Here is an 18050-nt window from a genome sequence, read left to right on the forward strand (position 1 = left end):
TTTATGAGCATCGCTGCAGAGCTATCTCCCACTCCCTTCGGTCGTCTTCTGACGGCGATGGTCACTCCCTTTGACGCCAACGGGGCCGTTGATCTCGAGCTCGCTGGTCGTCTGGCACTGCACCTTGTGGAAGAGGGGTCTGACGGGATCGTGGTCTGCGGTACCACTGGTGAATCGCCAACCCTCAGTTGGGAAGAACAGGGTCGCCTGCTGGTGGCCGTGCGTGAAGCCGTGGGATCACGCGCCAAGGTGCTCGCCGGCACCGGCAGCAACTGCACCTCGGAGGCGGTGGCGGCCACCGCCCATGCTGCAGACGCTGGTGCGGATGGTGCTCTCGTGGTGGTTCCTTACTACAACAAACCGCCCCAGGCCGGCCTTGAAGCCCATTTCCGAGCGGTCTCGGAGGCGGCTCCCTCACTGCCGTTGATGCTCTACAACGTGCCAGGTCGTACCGGTTCCAGCCTGGCGCCAGCCACCGTTGCTCGCTTGATGGACTGCCCCAATGTGATCAGCTTCAAGGCTGCCAGCGGCAATACGGATGAAGTCACCCAGTTGCGGCTGACCTGCGGGTCAAGGCTCGCTGTTTACAGCGGTGATGATGCACTCACGCTGCCAATGCTGTCGGTTGGCGCGGTCGGTGTGGTCAGTGTCGTCAGCCATGTGGCCGGTCGTCAAATGAAAACCTTGATCGATGCTTTCCTGAGTGGCCGTCACTGCGAGGCTCTGGCCCAGCACGAAGCGCTGCTGCCCGTCTGTAAGGCCCTGTTTGCCACCACCAATCCCATCCCCGTGAAAGCAGCCCTTGAACTGAGTGGCTGGCCCGTTGGTGCGCCTCGTCTTCCCCTTGTTCCCCTGGACCCCGCCATGCTCGCTGCCCTCACCGACACCCTCGCTGCCCTGCGTCCCACCTGACGCCACGGCTGCTGAGAGCGCTGCCATGCGCCGACCTGATCGATTTCTCTTTCTCTTCCAAGCAACCCCATGACTGTGAGCAACGCCAAAACCCAGCAACCCACTCTGCGGGTGATCCCCCTGGGTGGTCTGCACGAGATCGGCAAGAACACCTGCGTGTTCGAGTACGGCGACGACCTGATGCTGGTGGATGCCGGTCTGGCTTTCCCGAGCGACGGCATGCACGGCGTGAACGTGGTGCTGCCCGACACCAGCTTCCTGCGCGAGAACCAGAAGCGCATCCGCGGCATGATCGTGACCCATGGTCATGAAGACCACATCGGTGGCATTGCCCACCACCTCAAGCACTTCAACATTCCGGTGATCTACGGGCCGCGGCTAGCCCTCTCGATGCTCACCGGAAAGATGGATGAGGCCGGTGTCACCGATCGCACCACCCTGCAGACCGTTGGTCCCCGCGACGTGGTCAAGGTGGGTCAGCACTTCTCGGTGGAGTTCATCCGCAACACCCACTCGATGGCCGACAGCTTCTCGCTGGCCATCAGCACCCCAGTGGGCACGGTGATCTTCACGGGTGACTTCAAGTTCGATCACACCCCGGTGGATGGCGAGCACTTCGACCTGGCCCGCCTGGCCCATCACGGCGACAAAGGGGTGCTCTGCCTATTCAGTGACTCGACCAACGCGGAGGTCCCCGGCTTCTGCCCCCCTGAGCGGTCGGTGTTCCCCAACCTTGATCGTCACATTGCGGAAGCCGAAGGACGGGTGATCGTCACCACCTTCGCCAGCTCAATCCATCGGGTGTCGATGATTCTGGAGCTAGCGCTCAAGAACGGCCGCAAGGTGGGCCTGCTGGGCCGCTCCATGCTCAACGTGATCGCCAAAGCGCGGGAGCTCGGCTACATGCGTGCGCCCGATGAGCTGTTCGTGCCGATCAAGCAGATCAATCATGTGCCCGATCGCGAGACCCTGCTGCTGATGACCGGCAGTCAGGGTGAGCCGTTGGCGGCCCTGAGTCGCATCTCCCGCGGGGAACACCCGCAGGTGAAGGTGAAGAGCTCCGACACGATCATCTTTTCCGCTAGCCCGATCCCTGGAAACACCATCTCCGTGGTGAACACCATCGATCGGCTCATGATGCTGGGTGCCAAGGTGGTTTACGGCAAGGGCGAAGGCATTCACGTGTCCGGCCACGGCTTCCAGGAAGACCAGAAGCTGATGCTGGCGCTCACCCGTCCCAAGTTCTTCGTGCCGGTGCACGGTGAGCACCGCATGTTGGTGCGTCATGCCCGCACTGGTCATTCCATGGGTGTGCCGGAAGACAACACCCTGATCATCGACAACGGTGATGTGGTGGAGCTCACCGAGGATTCGATCCGCAAGTCCGACCCTGTGAAGGCTGGCATTGAGTTGCTGGACCAGTCCCGCAACGGCATCGTCGACGCCCGCGTGCTCAAGGAACGTCAGCAGCTGGCGGAAGACGGCATCGTCACGATCCTCGCGGCCATCAGCACCGACGGCGCCATGGTGGCTCCTCCGCGCGTAAATCTTCGCGGCGTGGTTACCACCGCCGATGCGCGCAAAATGTCGCTCTGGACCGAGCGGGAAATCAAGTGGGTGCTGGAGAACCGCTGGAAGCAGCTCACCCGCAGCACCGGTGGCAAGGCACCGGATGTGGACTGGATGGGTGTGCAGCGTGAGGTGGAAGTGGGCCTCGGCCGACGCATGCGCCGCGAGTTGCAGGTGGAGCCCCTGATCCTCTGTCTGGTGCAACCGGCCCCTGCTGGCACTCCGGTTTACAAGGGTCGTGCCGATTCCGAACCCGACGATCGTCCGGCTCCCCGCGGCCGTGGTGGCCGCCAGGGTGGTGGCCGGCATGGCAGCGGCAACCATGGTGGTGGTCGCAACCGGGATGCCGGTCGCAACCGCGAGGCCACCCCAGCTCGGGTGATCACCACTACCCCTGGAGCGGGAGCGGCCGCTGCCGCTGCTGCGGCTGCTGCCAAGTCGGCTCCTGCACCCACTGCTGCCGCGACCTCCGCACCGGCCAAGGACCCTGCGCCTGTTGGTGCCGCCAGTGCTGCTTCGACGGCCACTGTTGATCAAGACATGCCTGCCGGCCGTACTCGCCGCCGTCGTTCAGCCGCGGCCTAAGCGCCTCCGCAGCCACGACCATTGAGTGCTGCGTTTGCCGCCATCTGAGCTCAGCTCAGGTGGCGGTTTTTGTTGGGCTGGAAGGGTCACCTGAAGCCGGCCCCGCTCTAGCCGTTGCAGGATGGAGGAGTTAACCCGAAGTCCTGGCTCAGGTTCTGGTTCGGGTTCGGCGATCATGTCTGCCTCGATCACGTCCTCTGATTCAGAACTGGCCCGAATCTCGATCTCCGGGCTTGGCTCAAGATCAGCTTCGGCTAGCGCATCCCCCTCGTCTTGATCGGCTACCTCCTCGTCCAAGTCATCAAGGGCCGTGGTGGCCGGGGCGTCCAGCCAGGGTGTGGCGGCGATTTGGCTTTGGTTCTGTGGAGAGTCAAGACCACCCGTGAATCCAACGGTGGTGGGCTGAGTCAGGAAGGGGTCCTGGATCAGCGTGGATGTCGGTGGTGATACTGGTGTCGGTGGCGGAGCAACCGCCTTAGCGGGGTTTTCCTGTCGCCCATGGATCCGTTCCAACCCCTGCTCAGCCAGATCTTTCAGGGTGTCCTGGGGATGGCTGGCAAGCACTAGTTCAAAAAAACCACGGGCTTGGTCCGGCTCATTCAGGCCATAGAGGTGAATGTTGCCGGCTAGCAAGGCCACGAAGGCGCGCCAGGCCAGAAGCGCATCCCGGTCGGCGTTGGTCTCGGCCATGCCATTCAGTTGGCCGAGCAGATCAACCGTGATGGATTGGGCTGTGCGGAAGTCACCAGCGCCATAGGCCTGTTCAGCAGTGAGGTAGTGCGCCTGGAAATCGCTGTCCACGCTTGTTTAGACCTGTTCATCCAGTTGTACCCAGTTCCTGCACCAATGAATCCGCCGGCCGCCGGCCAGATGGCGTTCGCCTGGGGGTTGGCCCGTGGCAATGGCAGCACTGAGTTCTTCCAGCTGCCGCGCTGACAGGGACCCCACACCTTGGCTCTGCAGCCAGTGCAGCAACAGTGTCCGCCGCACGGCTGCGGGTTGCTGCTGCAACGCCAGACGTTGCAGTTGCCCTGCCGTGGATTGGAGCTGTTGGAGGCTCAGCTCCACCAAGGCCAGCTGAGTGTCCCGCACCTGGGACATCCGCTCACTCAAGGCCGCCATGCGTTGGCTGCAGCCGGGGTGCAGGGCTTCCAGCACCGGCAGCACCTCCTGGCGGATGCGGTTGCGGTCAAAGTGAGGGTCGCTATTGCTGGGATCCAGCCACACCGGCAGTTGCAGGTCGTGGCAGATGCTTGCGGTCTCATCGCGGCTGAAGTCGAGCAGCGGACGACTCAATTGGATGCCATTGCCGGCATCGGCGTTGAGGGGGCGCTGGCGCCTGAGGCTGCCCAGGCCGGCCAGATCCGTGCCGCGGCTGAGCTGCAGAAGCAGCGTTTCGGCCCGGTCGCTGGCGGTGTGACCGGTTACCACCGTGATGCGGGCCTCGCCATTGGTCTGCCGTTGCTGGCAAAGCCGCGTGAGTTCGGCGTAACGCCAGTCTCGGGCTTTGGATTCACTGCTGGTGATGCTGACATCGGCGCGGCTGAGGCTCAGCTCCAGCTGTTGGTCCTGGCACCACTTCTGCAGCTCGCGGGCGATCTGAGCCGAGCCCGGATGCCAGCCATGGTCGCCGTGCCAAAGCTGCAGCGTCCACTGGTGCCGGCGGCGGAGATCCCGGAGCAGTCCCAGCAGCGCCATCGAGTCCTGGCCGCCGGAGACCGCCAGAACGAGGGTGCTGCTCTTGGGCAGCCACTGCGGATCCTGCAGCAGCTGGCGGTGCAGCCGGTCGTGCCAGTTCAGCCACGGCGTGCCGGCTGTCATTGCGCTGCATCAACAACGCTTTGATCCTGCCCGCTCATGCGGTGGGAGAATGGATTGATCTGATCTCAGCTGGATGTCCCGCCTTTCTCTGCTGCCCGCCGCCCTTCGCCGCAGCCTGAAACAGCGTTCCGCGCTCAAGGTGATCGCCGGACTGATGAACTTTGACGCTGACTCGGTCGCTCGCGTGGCGCGTGCCGCGGGCATGGGTGGTGCCGACCTGATCGATGTGGCCTGCGATCCCGCACTGGTCAAGCTGGCCATCGAGGCCTCCGGGGGTGTGCCGGTGTGTGTGTCGTCGGTGGAGCCCGAGCAGTTCCCCGCTGCTGTTGCCGCCGGTGCCGTGATGGTGGAAATTGGCAACTTCGATGCCTTTTATCCCCAAGGTCGCATCTTCGGGGCTGAGGAAGTGTTGGAGCTCACGTGTCAGACCCGGGCTCTGCTTCCTGAGGTGGTGCTGAGCGTCACCGTGCCCCATGTGCTGCCCATGGATCAGCAGCAGCAGCTGGCGGTGGATCTGGTGGCGGCCGGTGCCGACCTGATCCAGACCGAGGGCGGCACCAGCGCCAAGCCCTTCAGCCCCGGCAGCCTCGGCCTGATTGAGAAAGCGGCTCCCACCCTGGCCGCAGCCCACAGCATCAGTGCTGCGCTGGAACAGGCCTGTGAAAGCACACCGGTGCTCTGCGCCTCTGGTTTGTCTGCGGTGACCCTGCCGATGGCGATTGCTGCCGGTGCGGCTGGTGTGGGCGTCGGTTCTGCTGTGAATCGCCTCAACGATGAGCTGGCGATGGTGGCTGTGGTGCGCGGACTGCGCGAGGCTCTGGGCAGCGCGGTGGTCAGCCAGGTCTGATTTCGTCATTGGCGCAGTCCTTGGCTCACAGACGAATTTTTGCTCGGCCCGCCCGCTGTTGATCAGGCGGGTGGGTTTTTTTGATGGCTGTCGGGTCAGTCCTATCACCACGCCGACAGATGTTCCTCGTAACCTGAACAACCCTCACTAGGGCTTCATTAGGCAAGGACCATGCCCGCCTACGACCTCTCCGCCCCCTACAGCCCCAAGGGGGATCAGCCGACGGCAATTGCCCAGTTGGTGAAGGGGGTGAACGGTGGTCGCCGATACCAGACGCTGCTGGGAGCCACGGGCACGGGCAAGACCTTCACGATGGCCAATGTGATCGCTCAGACCGGTCGTCCGGCTCTGGTGCTTGCCCATAACAAGACGCTGGCCGCTCAGCTTTGCAACGAGCTGAGGGAATTCTTCCCTCATAACGCCGTTGAATACTTCATCTCCTACTACGACTACTACCAGCCGGAGGCGTATGTTCCGGTTAGCGACACCTACATCGCCAAGACAGCGTCGATCAACGAAGAGATCGACATGTTGCGCCATTCGGCGACTCGCTCATTGTTCGAACGTCGCGATGTGATCGTCGTGGCCTCGATTAGCTGCATTTACGGTCTGGGCATCCCCAGTGAATACCTCAAGGCGGCGGTGGAGTTTCGCGTCGGAGAATCCCTCGACTTGCGCGGATCTCTGCGGGAGCTGGTGAATAACCAGTACAGCCGCAACGATCTCGATATCACCCGCGGACGTTTTCGCGTGAAAGGGGATGTGCTCGAGATCGGCCCTGCTTATGAAGACCGTCTGGTGCGGGTGGAATTGTTCGGCGATGAGGTGGAAGCAATCCGCTACGTCGACCCCACGACCGGAGAAATTCTCCAGAGCCTCGACAACATCAACATCTACCCAGCGAAGCACTTCGTCACCCCGAAGGATCGCCTGGATGCGGCGGTCAAAGACATTCGTTTGGAGCTCAGGGATCAATTGGAGTTTCTGAACACAGAAGGCAAGCTTTTGGAGGCCCAGCGTCTGGAGCAGCGCACCACCTACGACCTGGAGATGTTGCAGCAGGTGGGCTACTGCAATGGCGTCGAGAACTACGCCAGGCATCTGGCGGGCCGTGAGCCCGGCTCAGCGCCCGAATGCTTGATCGACTACTTCCCCGATGACTGGCTGTTGATTGTTGATGAGAGCCATGTCACCTGCTCGCAGTTGCAGGCCATGTACAACGGCGACCAAGCGCGTAAGAAGGTGCTGATTGACCACGGGTTTCGCCTCCCCAGTGCTGCGGACAACCGTCCGCTCAAGGGCGAGGAGTTCTGGACCAAGGCGCGTCAGACCGTGTTTGTCAGTGCCACACCCGGCAACTGGGAGATGGAGGTGAGCGATGGTCAGGTGGCGGAACAGGTGATCCGGCCCACAGGTGTGCTCGACCCGATTGTGGAAGTGAGGCCCACCACCGGACAGGTGGATGACCTGCTTGGGGAGATTCGTGATCGGGCCAAAAAGCAACAGCGGGTGCTGGTGACCACGCTGACCAAGCGGATGGCGGAAGACCTCACGGATTACCTGGCGGAGAACGAGGTGCGGGTGCGTTATCTGCACTCTGAGATTCATTCGATCGAGCGCATCGAGATCATCCAGGACTTGCGCCTTGGTGAGTACGACGTACTGGTGGGTGTGAATCTGTTGCGGGAAGGCCTGGATCTGCCGGAGGTAAGCCTGGTGGCGATCCTCGATGCGGACAAAGAGGGGTTTCTCCGGGCCGAGCGCTCACTGATCCAGACCATCGGCCGGGCTGCGCGTCATGTGGAGGGTGTGGCTCTGCTCTACGCCGACAACATGACTGATTCGATGGCGAAGGCGATCGAGGAGACCGAACGGCGCCGCAAGATCCAGCAGACTTACAACGAGAAGCACGGCATCGTGCCCACAGCGGCGGGCAAGAAAGCCAGCAATTCGATCCTGTCGTTTCTGGAGCTCTCCCGCAAACTCAAAACCGACGGCCCGGATGCCGACCTGGTGGAGGTGGCCGGCAAGGCGGTGAAGGCTTTGGAAGACGATGCCGATGGCATGGCTCTGGATGCGTTGCCTGAACTGATTGATCAGCTCGAAGCCAAAATGAAAGACGCGGCCAAAAAGCTCGACTTCGAGGAAGCGGCCAACCTGCGAGATCGCATCAAGAAGCTGCGCCAGAAGTTGGTGGGGAACGTCTGAGGCTCAGACCGCCAAGGGTGATTCGCTTCCTTGAGCCTCGTAGCGAGTATCCCCCCCGAGTTGGAAACCAGCGTGAACGGCCTGCAAGGCAGCGATTCCGTCCGCTTCGGCCACCACACAGCTGGTGCGGATTTCGCTGGTGGCGATCATTTCGATGTTGACGCCTGCATCCGCCAAAAAGCGGAACATCCGTCCCGCCGTCCCAGCGGTCGCGGGCATGCCCGCACCCACCGCACTCACCCGTGCGATGGCCGGGCCGTCCTCCAGAATAGCTCCGGGCCATTGCGCCAGCAGGGCACTGAGGGCGCGATCAGCCGCGGCACGGTCTTCACGCTTGAGAGTGAAGCTGATGTCTCGGCTGCCGTCCTCGTGCTGGCGTTCCGACTGCACGATGGCGTCGAGGCTGATGCCGGCATCAGCCAGGGCATTGCAAAGGGCTCCCGCCGTCCCTGGGATGTCGGGTACGCGACGCACACTCACCTGGGCCTGGTCGCGGTCCAGAGCCACGCCGCGCACCTCTGGCTCGCCGTCGCCGCTAGCGGGGGGGTTGAGGTTGATCTGACCCGCCTCCAGCTCGAAGGCTTCCTGGGTGGCTTGAAGGGCTTTGCTGCCCACATCAGCCCCCACCACACAGCTCACCTTCACTTCGCTGGTCGCGATGAGGCGCAGGTTGATGCCGGCGCGTGAGAGGGTCTGGAACAAACTGGCGGCGATGCCGGGGCGCCCCATGATGCCGGCTCCGCTGATGCTCAGCTTGCTCATGCCCGGTTGCGCGACCAGCTCGCCGCCGAGGCTCTGGATCAGGGTTTGGCAGATGCTGCGCGCTTTTTCCAGATCGGCTTCCGCCACAGTGAAGGTGATGTCGTTGCTGTTGCCCTCGTGGGTGGACTGGATGATCAGATCTACGTTCACGTCTCCAGCGGAGAGGCTTTCGAACAGCTGGGCCGCCACACCGGGTTGATCAGACACATGGGAGAGGGCCAGCACAGCCTGATGCTCTACCAGTTCGGCACCATCAATGGATCGGCCCAGCTCAAGGCCGTCGCGGCCGATCGGACGTGCGCTGCGACTGGTGAGCGTGGTGCCCGGTTCATCGCTCCAGCTGGAGCGAACCACCATGGTGACCCCGTAGTTGCGGGCGATCTCCACCGCTCGGGGGTGCAGCACGGCCGCACCTAGGCTGGCCAGCTCCAGCATTTCGTCGCAGCTCACCTGTGACATCAGCTGCGCGTCATCCACCTTGCGAGGGTCGGTGGTGAGCACGCCGGGCACATCGGTGTAGATCTCGCAGGCGTCAGCGCCAAGGGCGGCGGCCAAGGCCACGGCGGAAGTGTCGGAGCCACCGCGGCCGAGGGTGGTGATTTCCGCGGTGCCGCCACTGCTTTGACTGGTGCCTTGGAAACCAGCGACCACCACGACGCGGCCTTCCGCCAGCCGGCTGCGAAGCCGGTCGGTGCGCACATCGAGGATGCGCGCTTTGCCGTGGGCGGATTCGGTGACGATGCCCACCTGAGGGCCGGTCATGGAGATGGCCGGCACGCCCAGCTCATGCAGGGCCATCGACAGCAAGGCGATCGACACTTGCTCGCCAGTGGCCAGCAGCATGTCCATTTCCCGTTGGGGCGGATTGCTGCTGATGGCGTTGGCCTTGGCCGTGAGTTCATCGGTGGTGTGACCCATGGCCGACACCACGATCACCAGCTCATGCCCTTCGTCCTTGCGGGCGGCAATGCGCTGCGCCACGGCCTGGATGCGCTCCACGCTGCCGACGGAGGTACCGCCGAACTTCTGCACCAGCAGGGCCATCCACGCCGCCTCAGGTCGCTGGCGATTGTCTCACTGAGCGTTCTGATTCAGCCAGGAAGCTTGTTCATCCCAGCAGCCTTTTTATCCGAGCAGCCCATCGCGGAAGGCATCACCCGGCTGTGCCCCACGCTTCACGGCTGCTTCGACATCCAGAAGCCGGCCCAGCAGGTTGAGGCAGCGCTGGGGTGAGCGGCCCTGCAGTTGCTTGCGCATCACATAAATGCGCTTGGGGTTGCCGATGCCTGCTGCTTTGGCAATCACCGCCACATCCCGTTCTCCCTGCTGTTCGAGCAGCAGCACCCAGAGCCATCCCCGGATCTGACCGGTGAGGGTGGCCACCACCCGCAGGGCCGGTTCGCCTGCATCGATTAAGGCATCGAGCAGGGCGATGGCCTGGCCAGGATCGCCGGCCAGCAGGGCGTCACCCACCTGCAGCGCGTTGGTGCTCTGGCCACTGATCAGGGTCTCCACGGCCTTGGCGCTGATCCTGGCCTCGCCGCTGCTGTCGGCATGCAGGGCCAGCTTTTGCAGCTCCATCGTCAGCCTGGCGCTGTCGCTGCCGATGGCATCGATCAGTGCATCAACCGCGGCGGCTTCCAGCTTGAGGTTGAGCTCATCGGCCGTGCGTTCCACGAGTTGGCGCTGACCGGCGCCATCCCAGACCGCCGGCAACTTGAAGCTGCGTTCGCTGGCGGCGCCCGTCTTCACCCGCTTCATCAGTGCCTTGGTGGTGCGCAAACGTCCGTCGGGTTTGGCTGGATTGCAGAGCAGCAGATGGGTGCTGTCTGGGATGCCGTCGAGAGCGCCTTCGAAGCGATCCGCCAGTTCGTTGGGGCAGGCGTTGCAAAACGGCGAGCGCTGCAACAGCACCACCCGGGCGCCGCCACCGAAGGGCGGGGTGCTGGCCTCTTCCAGCGCCTGGCGGGCCTGACCAGACTCACTGCCGTCGAGGCGGCTCACATTGACGCTGGCCCAGCAGGGATCGACGTCTTTGTCGATCACGGCCTGGATGGCGCGCTCCATAGCAGCGGAATCGTCGCCCCACAGCAACTGGATCGGCATCGCGGCGGGTCATCGGAGAATGCCGAAGTCTGCCCTGATTGGCAGTCGCCGTGACAGGAGCACCTTTGGCTGATCACCCGATCTTCACCGAGAGCATTCGCCGCATCCGTGTTCTGCTCGGTGAGACGGGGCTGGATTCCCTCCAGCAGCAGGTGCTGGAGCGCTTGGTGCACAGCAGTGGGGACCCTGGCTTGGCACCCTTGCTGCGTTTTAGCCCCGGTGCCTGTGAGTGCGGACTGGAGGCCCTGCGCCAGGGGGCTTCGGTGCTCACGGACACGGCGATGGCCACGGCGGCGATATCGCCCATGGCCCGTCGCACGCTCGACACCCCGGTGCGCTGTCTGCTGGATTGGGCACCGCCGCAGTCACCCGAAGGGTCCACGCGCTCGGCGGCGGCGATGCAGCGCTGCTGGCCGGAGCTCACCACCGCGGCCCGCACGGCGGGTCAGCCGATGCCGCTGGTGTTGGTGGGTAGTGCTCCAACGGCCTTGGAACAGCTGTTGGATCAGGTTGATGCGGGGGCCCCCAAGCCTGCGCTGGTGATCGGCATGCCAGTGGGATTTGTTGGGGTGCCGGAAAGCAAGCGGCGGTTGGCGGCTACGTCTCTGGATCAGATCCGTCTAGAGGGTACTCGTGGCGGCGCTGGCTTGGTGGCTGCTGCTGTCAATGCCCTGCTTCGGGCTGGCGGTCAGATTTAGGGGCTTTTCAGAAAAAAACCACCTGCCTGTGAAACAGGCAGGTGGTCGCAGGTTGCTGTGAATCGATGGAATTAGGCCATGAATTCGTTGTTCATCCAGAAAGAGGCCAGCTCCTGATTTTGATCGAGCGCATGAGCACGGCGCATCGCGCTTTCAGCATTGACGAGCCCGGATCCGAAGGTGTTGTCGAAGCCGCTTGCTCCGAGATCCATCGCACTGCCGATCAGGATTTCCCGTAATTCTTCGCCATTGATTTGCGTGTTCTCACTCCAAACAAGTGCTGCGACGCCGGCGAGATTGGGGTTGGCGCTGGAAGTGCCACCAAAACCGACAACATTGCCACTGCTGTTGTTAATTGACCAGTTGTCGGTGGGGGCAACCAGAGTCAGGTTGGATCCGCGGTTGGAGTAGCTGGCCAGGTCAGTGCCGGTGACATTGATGAGGTCATCCTCCCGAGCCTGGCCTGTGAATTGCAGTGCGCCAACGCTGGCAATGTTTCCAAATTGACTTTCAGCCTGTGCAACACCAGAAACAGAATTGAGGTAATTGGGATCGCTGAATGGTTCTCCACCAGGCCCACCATTGCCTGCCGCGATGGAGAAGAATCCTGTCTCCGCAGTGGAGCCCAGAAGATTGATCAATTCATCGCGTGTCGACCCATTGGTCCACCAGCCCTCGCCTTGAATGCCACCCTGGAAGACGAGCCGCTGATTGGTTTGCCTTTGATCCATTGCGGATTCAATTGCTTCATAAAGATTGGTTCCGCCGGCGTAAAGGTTGTATGCCCACAGGGAGGCATCGGGTGCAACTCCTGCCACCTCGCTGCCGTCATGGGCGGCTGCCATCACTGACATCGCTTTGTGCCCATGGTCGGGGTCGTCGTCTGCAGGGTCGACAGTGTTCGTGGCTGTGCGATTGACGGCGTGGTTCAGGTCGCCATGCACATCGGCGTCGCCAGCCGCATTGGCATCAAATCCTGTATCCAGCGACACGAGGACGACATCGTCAGAGCCGGTGTTGAAGCGCCAGGCACCGTTCACATCCATCACTTGGGTGTTCCATTGGCGATTGCTGGTGGTGTCGATGTTGGGTGTCAGATCGATGGTGACGTCGGAAAAACGCAGGCGCTCGATGCCTTGTAGGTAAAGTTCATCACCATTCTTGAGGCTCAGAGTGTCGAACACTGTGCCGCCGTAAAAGGCCTGTTGGCCCAGATCAGAGGCCGTGGCGGGATTGATGCCGGCACCGCCGTTGAAACTCAAGACATCACTGCTGCGGATGCCTTCGAGGTTGAGGTAGTCGGTGCCGCCACGGCCTTTGAAAATCCGGGCGGAACCGATGGCTGAGCCAACATCGCTGTAGTTGAATTTGTTGCTTGTTTCATCGCCAAGATGATTGCTGCCGTATTCCATCGGCTTGATCAAGGTGATTGCTTCCGAGAAGGAATCAAGGGGGCGGTTGTCATAGCCGCCTGAGAAATCCACCTGAATCGAATAGTGGTCCCGGAGACTCCCTGTGGAGACAGCATTGAGCTTGTCCTTCAGGTTGACGAGAAAGGAGCCCTGACCGGGCTCGACTCTTTGGGTGCCAAGATCAATGGTCTCTCCTGTTTCCAGATCCTTCGCTGTGACGGATGCGTTGACACTGGCGTCATGTTCAACACGTTGGACGCGATCAGAAATCTGAATTTCGTTGAAGTATTCAGGCCAGCCTTCGCTGTTGAAGTTGATTCTTAGGGCTCCATCTTCAAAGACCTCGGCGAGGCTGCCGTCACCTGATGCATCGGTAATCCGCCGGGCTTTGAGAACTGGCAACTTGGGCTCATAGGCGTCGCCAGGTTTGTTCCAATCGATCTTGAGGCTATTGGGGTCGAGATCAATCGCTTCGATCAGTTGTTCGCTGAGTGGTTGATCGTTATAGAAGCTCTTGTCTGTGATCGTCGATTTTGAAGCGTTTTTGTCGAGGGCATGGACTGGTTCATTGAGTCCAAGTCCAATGGTCTTTAAATCAATTGTTTTGGGCGGATCAGCCTTGGGTTGAAGATCCGAGTCAGGCGTGTCCCTGTTGAAGCGTGATTGCCACTGAGGAATGAAGTTGATCATGGTGAGATGAGGTGAAAACAAGCGAATGCTTGGGCCTCATCAGCGTCAACGGATTGCTTGCCGTTGTTGATGATTTAGAGATCGATCTTCTGTGACTTTGCTCACAGCTGCTCAGGCGGCTAACTGATCCAGCACTTGGCGGGCCCGTTGCACCACCGGTTGAGGCACGCCTGCCAAACGGGCGGCTTCAATGCCATAGCTGCGGCTGGCACCGCCGGCCTGCACCTGATGCAAGAACACCAGGTCGTCGCCGGTTTCCTCCACCATCACCTGGAAGTTGGCCACATTGGAGCGCTCGCCCGCCAGGTTGTTGAGCTCGTGATAGTGAGTGGCGAACACGGTTCGGGCCTGAAGGTCACCGGCCAGGTGCTCGCTGACGGCCCAGGCGATTGAGAGGCCATCAAAAGTGGCGGTGCCCCGGCCAATCTCATCCAGCAGCACCAGTGATCGTTCGCTGGCGTGGTGAAGGATGTTGGCGGTTTCGGCCATCTCCACCATGAAGGTGGACTGGCCCGCCGCCAGATCATCCACGGCGCCCACCCGCGTGAAGATGCGATCGGCCAAGCCGATCTGGGCAGAGCTGGCGGGCACCCAGCTGCCGATCTGGGCCAGCAGCTGAATGACACCGATCTGGCGCAGGTAGCAGCTCTTGCCGCTGGCATTGGGGCCGGTGAGCACAATCAAGTCGGTGCCGCTGCCCAGCTTCAGGTCGTTGGGGGTGAAGCTGGTTTCCACCAGCAGTTGCTCTACCACGGGGTGCCGGCCGCCCGCGATCTGCAGGGTGCGCGCATCGTTCAACTCCGGTGCGCACCAACCGCGAGTGGCGGCGGTGTCGGCCAGGGCCGCCAGGGCATCGAGGCCGGCGATGGCACGGGCGGCATCCCGGATCGGGGCTGCCATCAGCCCAACCTGTTCTCGCAGCTGGCAGAACAGTTCGTATTCGCGCTGGCAGGCGCGCGCGCGCAGCTGGAAGATCCGTCCCTCGCGCTCCTTGAGTTCTGGAGTGATGAAGCGCTCTTCATTGGCGAGGGTCTGACGGCGGATCCAGTGATCCGGCACAGAGGAAGCCTTGGCTTTGCTGACGGCCAGGAAGTAGCCGAAGGTGCGGTGATATTGCAAGCGTAGGTTGCTGTTGCCGCTGCGCTCCCGTTCCAGGCGCTCCTGCTCGGCCAGCCAGGCGTTCTGGTCATCGAGCTGGTTGCGCAGGCCATCCAGCAGCGGGTCCACCCCGTCGTGGATCAGGCCGCCTTCACTGAGGGAGAGCGGCGGGGCGTTCACGAGGGTGTGGCGGATCTGGCAGGCCAGATCGCTGAGGGCAGGATTGGTGATCAGCAGCGCGTCCAGTCCCAGGGGCCAGTGCTCCAGGCTGTTGTCGAGTCGTGCTGAAAGCTGCGGCAATCGCTCCAGACCATCGGCGATGGCCACCAGGTCGCGGGCACCGCCATGACCCGCGCCAGCCCGGCCCGCCAGCCTTTCCAGATCGCCCATGGGCCGCAGCAGTCGGCGCAGCGCTTGGCGCAAAGGCCGTTGCTGCACCAGCAGGCTGACCACCGCCTGTCGCAACAGGATCTCCTGCAGATCCATCAGGGGGGCTTCCAGCCAGCGACGCAAGCAGCGGCCGCCCATGGCGGTCAGGGTCTGATCAATGGCCCAGAGCAGCGAGCCCTGCAGTTGACCGTCCCGTTGGGTGGCGGTGAGCTCCAGGTTGCGGCGGGTCTGGGCGTCGAGCACCAGGGCATCGCCGATGTGCACGATCTGAGGCACATCGAGGGGGACGCGCGTCTCCTCGTCGAGGGGCTGGGTGTCGTTGACGTAGTGGAGCAGTCCGCCGAAGGCACGTAGAGCCAGGGGCAGTTCCTGTAAGCCCAGACCATCGAGACCTGCGAGCCGGTAGTGGGTTTTGAGCGCCTGTTCGGCCTCGGGTGCGCTGAAGGGGGTGCGTGCCATCGGGCTGAGCCGCAGCCGTTCGGGGCACCAGGTGGGTTTGCCTGCCCCCTCGTCGTTGGTCTCATCCGAACCAGCCCAGAGCAGTTCCGAGGCCTCCAGCTGGGCCAGTTGCTGATGCAGCGCGTCGCTGCCGTTGCGCTCCATCACCAGCACGTCGCCGGTGCTTACATCGGCGCTGGCCAGTCCCCAACGCAGGGGGTGCCGCGCCGTGGCGGGCTCCACCACGACCGCTGCCAGCCAGTTGTTGCGCCGGGCCGCCAACATTCCTTCTTCCAGCACCGTGCCTGGGGTGAGCACCCGGGTAATGCCACGTTTGAGCAGGGCGCCCTTGGCGGGTGTGGTCTCCAGCTGATCGCAGAGAGCCACGGAATAGCCGCGTCGAATCAGTTCGGCGCAGTAGCGCTCGGCGGCGTGGTGAGGGATGCCGGCCATGGGGACGCGTCCGATCGCCTTGCCTCCTTCCTTGCCGGTGAGGGTGAGTTCCAGCACGCGTGAGAGCTCGACGGCGTCTTCGAAGAAGCACTCGAAGAAGTCGCCGAGGCGATAGAGCAGGACGCGATCGGGATGCTCCGCCTTGAGCTCCACGTAGTGCCGCAGCATCGGCGTCAGCAGGGTTTGATCTACTTCGCTGTGGTGGGCCCAGGCCGGAGCATCGCTGTCGTCGTCGTTCTCATGGCTGGTCAGCTCCGGCTGGTCGCTGGTCTTGCCCTGCCGTTGCCTCGGTCGAGCTGCCGCATCGGCGCTAAGGCTGGCATCGCTGAGGTCTTCAAGCTCGGCTGTGAGGCCGGTCGTTGCGGCAGTCGCCGTTGGCTTGTGTGTCGGTTCGGGGCCGCCAAACAGATTGCCCTGCAGGGCCAACTCCTCAGGTTGGGCAGCGGGGCGGGGCATCGAGCGTCGGAATGTGGCTGGATCGTACCGATGGCTTTCACCACAAGCTGTGAAGCTTGATGCAAGCCGTGGCGCGAGACACTTGCTCAGCGTGGGACAATCGTCAAGACCGATCTGGCGTCGACTGAATTTCCATGCAGATCCTTAACACCCTCACCGTTCTGGCCCTGGTGGTGATGTCTTTCGCCCTGATCGTTGCTGTGCCTGTGCTGTATGCCTCCAACGAGGACAGTGGCCGCTCCAATCGCCTGATTCTTTTGGGCGGCATTGCTTGGGTGGCGCTGGTGCTGGTGAACTGGGGCGTCAGCTTCTTCGTGGTCTGAATCTTCAACGGGTTGCGTCTGATTGCCCTCTCCGCCGATGGGGTGGGAGCATGGACTGAGCAAAAAGCTGCTCAATGACCTCATTTGAAGGACGTTTTACGGATGTGCAAGGTCTGCGCATCGCCGTGGTCATTGCTCGCTTCAACGATCTGGTTACCGGCAAGCTGCTGAGTGGCTGCCTCGACTGTCTGAGCCGGCATGGTGTCGACACCAGCGCTGAAAGCAATCAGCTGGATGTGGCCTGGGTGCCGGGCTCTTTTGAGCTTCCTCTGGTGGCGCAGAAGTTAGCCGCCAGCGGTCGCTACCAAGTGGTGGTCACTCTGGGAGCGGTCATCCGTGGTGACACCCCGCATTTCGACGTGGTGGTGGCAGAAGCCAGTAAGGGGATTGCTTCGGTGTCTCGGGACACTGGCGTCCCGGTGATCTTCGGTGTGTTGACCACTGACACGATGCAGCAGGCGCTGGAGCGGGCTGGCATCAAGAGCAATCTGGGTTGGAGTTATGCCTTGCAGGCCCTTGAGATGGGATCGCTGATGAAGGCGATTCCCAACGCCTGAGCCGCTTCCTGATGATTGACCAACGGCACCTTGGTGGTGCATGCTTTCTAGGTCGCTAGGGGCACACCCCGAAGGCTGACCTGCGGATGTAGCTCAGTGGTAGAGCATCTCCTTGCCAAGGAGAGGGTCGAGAGTTCGAATCTCTTCATCCGCTTGATGACATCACTGCTTCCGAATCAGGAGGTGCTGATTGCTTGCATGGCTGAACCCCAGCTGTTGATAGAAGCCGCTGCTGTTGGTGGTCATGAGATAGACCCGTTCCACTTCGCGAAGGTGGGGTGAGGCCAGCAACGCTTCCACCACGCGGCGTCCCAGGCCACGGCCTTGCAGGTCGCCGGCTACGACAATGTCCCAGAGCACGGCCCGGTGGATGCCATCGCTGTTGGCTCGGCCGAATCCCACCATGCGTTTGCCGCGCCAGAGGCTCACCACCACCTGGCTGCCGGCCAGCATGCGTCGCAGTTGAGCGGGGCTGCGACCGCGGGCCCAAAAGGCGTGCTTGTCGAGCAGGCGTCGCAGTTTGAGCAGGCCCCGGCTGGGTCTCAGCTTCGGTCCTAGCCCCAGCCAGCGCAGGCCGGGAGCGCCCGGAGCGTGCTCAACCAGACAGATACGGGCCATGGCAGGAGAACGCAGGCCTTCATCATCGGCCTCCCGTGGTTTTCGGGCATGCAATCTCTTCAATCCGCTGCATCGACTGGCGCTTTTGGGCCCTTACTGAGGCATGC

Annotated in this window: 14 protein-coding genes and 1 tRNA gene; 8 read left to right on the forward strand and 7 right to left on the reverse strand. The window is 62.4% G+C overall.

Features of this window, described 5'->3' with window-relative positions; translation table 11 throughout:
- The first annotated feature begins 3 nt into the window (after window positions 1-3).
- Together dapA and SynA1825c_RS00335 are read left to right on the forward strand one after the other, a co-directional pair.
- Window positions 4-912 (forward strand): 4-hydroxy-tetrahydrodipicolinate synthase, encoded by a 909-nt coding sequence (dapA, locus tag SynA1825c_RS00330; RefSeq protein ID WP_186469798.1) that lies wholly within the window; start codon window positions 4-6, stop codon window positions 910-912.
- 69 nt (window positions 913-981) lie between these two features.
- Window positions 982-3066: a ribonuclease J gene (locus SynA1825c_RS00335; RefSeq protein ID WP_186469799.1), complete on the forward strand. Its 2085-nt coding sequence runs from the start codon at window positions 982-984 to the stop codon at window positions 3064-3066.
- Here the strand turns inward: SynA1825c_RS00335 and SynA1825c_RS00340 are convergent.
- Complete coding sequence (locus SynA1825c_RS00340; protein WP_186469800.1) at window positions 3052-3867, reverse strand: hypothetical protein; 816 nt, start codon at window positions 3865-3867, stop codon at window positions 3052-3054. The two genes, SynA1825c_RS00335 and SynA1825c_RS00340, sit on opposite strands and share 15 nt — an antisense overlap.
- Window positions 3868-3873: 6 nt before the next feature.
- Window positions 3874-4887, reverse strand: a complete 1014-nt coding sequence (gene tilS, locus SynA1825c_RS00345) for a tRNA lysidine(34) synthetase TilS (protein WP_186469801.1) — start codon at window positions 4885-4887, stop codon at window positions 3874-3876.
- A gap of 73 nt (window positions 4888-4960) precedes the next feature.
- Between tilS and SynA1825c_RS00350 the strand changes: the two genes are divergently transcribed.
- Entirely contained in the window at window positions 4961-5734 is a 774-nt protein-coding gene (locus tag SynA1825c_RS00350) for a DUF561 domain-containing protein (RefSeq protein ID WP_186469802.1), read from the forward strand.
- A 171-nt stretch (window positions 5735-5905) separates the two neighbouring features.
- The gene (uvrB, locus tag SynA1825c_RS00355) at window positions 5906-7942 is read left to right on the forward strand and encodes an excinuclease ABC subunit UvrB (protein ID WP_186469803.1); all 2037 of its coding nucleotides are present in this window, start codon (window positions 5906-5908) and stop codon (window positions 7940-7942) included.
- A gap of 3 nt (window positions 7943-7945) precedes the next feature.
- On the opposite strand, the gene SynA1825c_RS00360 is transcribed toward uvrB, so the two are convergent.
- Together SynA1825c_RS00360 and holA are read right to left on the reverse strand one after the other, a co-directional pair.
- Window positions 7946-9748, reverse strand: a complete 1803-nt coding sequence (locus tag SynA1825c_RS00360; RefSeq protein ID WP_186469804.1) for an aspartate kinase — start codon at window positions 9746-9748, stop codon at window positions 7946-7948.
- Window positions 9749-9829: 81 nt separating this feature from the next.
- Entirely contained in the window at window positions 9830-10810 is a 981-nt protein-coding gene (gene holA / locus SynA1825c_RS00365) for a DNA polymerase III subunit delta (protein WP_186469805.1), read from the reverse strand.
- Between the two features lie 50 nt (window positions 10811-10860).
- Between holA and SynA1825c_RS00370 the strand changes: the two genes are divergently transcribed.
- Window positions 10861-11508 carry a precorrin-8X methylmutase gene (locus tag SynA1825c_RS00370; protein ID WP_255478410.1) on the forward strand — a complete coding sequence of 216 codons (648 nt, stop codon included), beginning with the start codon at window positions 10861-10863 and terminating at the stop codon, window positions 11506-11508.
- A 71-nt stretch (window positions 11509-11579) separates the two neighbouring features.
- Here the strand turns inward: SynA1825c_RS00370 and SynA1825c_RS00375 are convergent, their stop codons facing one another.
- Together SynA1825c_RS00375 and mutS are read right to left on the reverse strand one after the other, a co-directional pair.
- Window positions 11580-13610, reverse strand: coding sequence for a S8 family serine peptidase (locus SynA1825c_RS00375; RefSeq protein WP_186469806.1), 2031 nt, complete (start codon window positions 13608-13610; stop codon window positions 11580-11582).
- Between the two features lie 111 nt (window positions 13611-13721).
- Window positions 13722-16445 (reverse strand): DNA mismatch repair protein MutS, encoded by a 2724-nt coding sequence (mutS, locus tag SynA1825c_RS00380; protein WP_186469807.1) that lies wholly within the window; start codon window positions 16443-16445, stop codon window positions 13722-13724.
- A gap of 134 nt (window positions 16446-16579) precedes the next feature.
- Between mutS and psbZ the strand changes: the two genes are divergently transcribed.
- From psbZ to SynA1825c_RS00395, 3 genes are all read left to right on the forward strand, one after another.
- Window positions 16580-16768 carry a photosystem II reaction center protein PsbZ gene (gene psbZ / locus SynA1825c_RS00385; RefSeq protein WP_115071274.1) on the forward strand — a complete coding sequence of 63 codons (189 nt, stop codon included), beginning with the start codon at window positions 16580-16582 and terminating at the stop codon, window positions 16766-16768.
- 74 nt (window positions 16769-16842) lie between these two features.
- Window positions 16843-17325, forward strand: a complete 483-nt coding sequence (gene ribH / locus SynA1825c_RS00390; protein WP_186469808.1) for a 6,7-dimethyl-8-ribityllumazine synthase — start codon at window positions 16843-16845, stop codon at window positions 17323-17325.
- 82 nt (window positions 17326-17407) lie between these two features.
- Window positions 17408-17479 (forward strand) — tRNA-Gly (locus SynA1825c_RS00395).
- A gap of 8 nt (window positions 17480-17487) precedes the next feature.
- Here SynA1825c_RS00395 and SynA1825c_RS00400 read toward each other — a convergent pair.
- Window positions 17488-17943 carry a GNAT family N-acetyltransferase gene (locus SynA1825c_RS00400; protein WP_186469809.1) on the reverse strand — a complete coding sequence of 152 codons (456 nt, stop codon included), beginning with the start codon at window positions 17941-17943 and terminating at the stop codon, window positions 17488-17490.
- Between the last annotated feature and the right edge of the window lie 107 nt (window positions 17944-18050).

It is taken from the genome of Synechococcus sp. A18-25c (assembly GCF_014280035.1).
GTDB lineage: Bacteria > Cyanobacteriota > Cyanobacteriia > PCC-6307 > Cyanobiaceae > Synechococcus_C.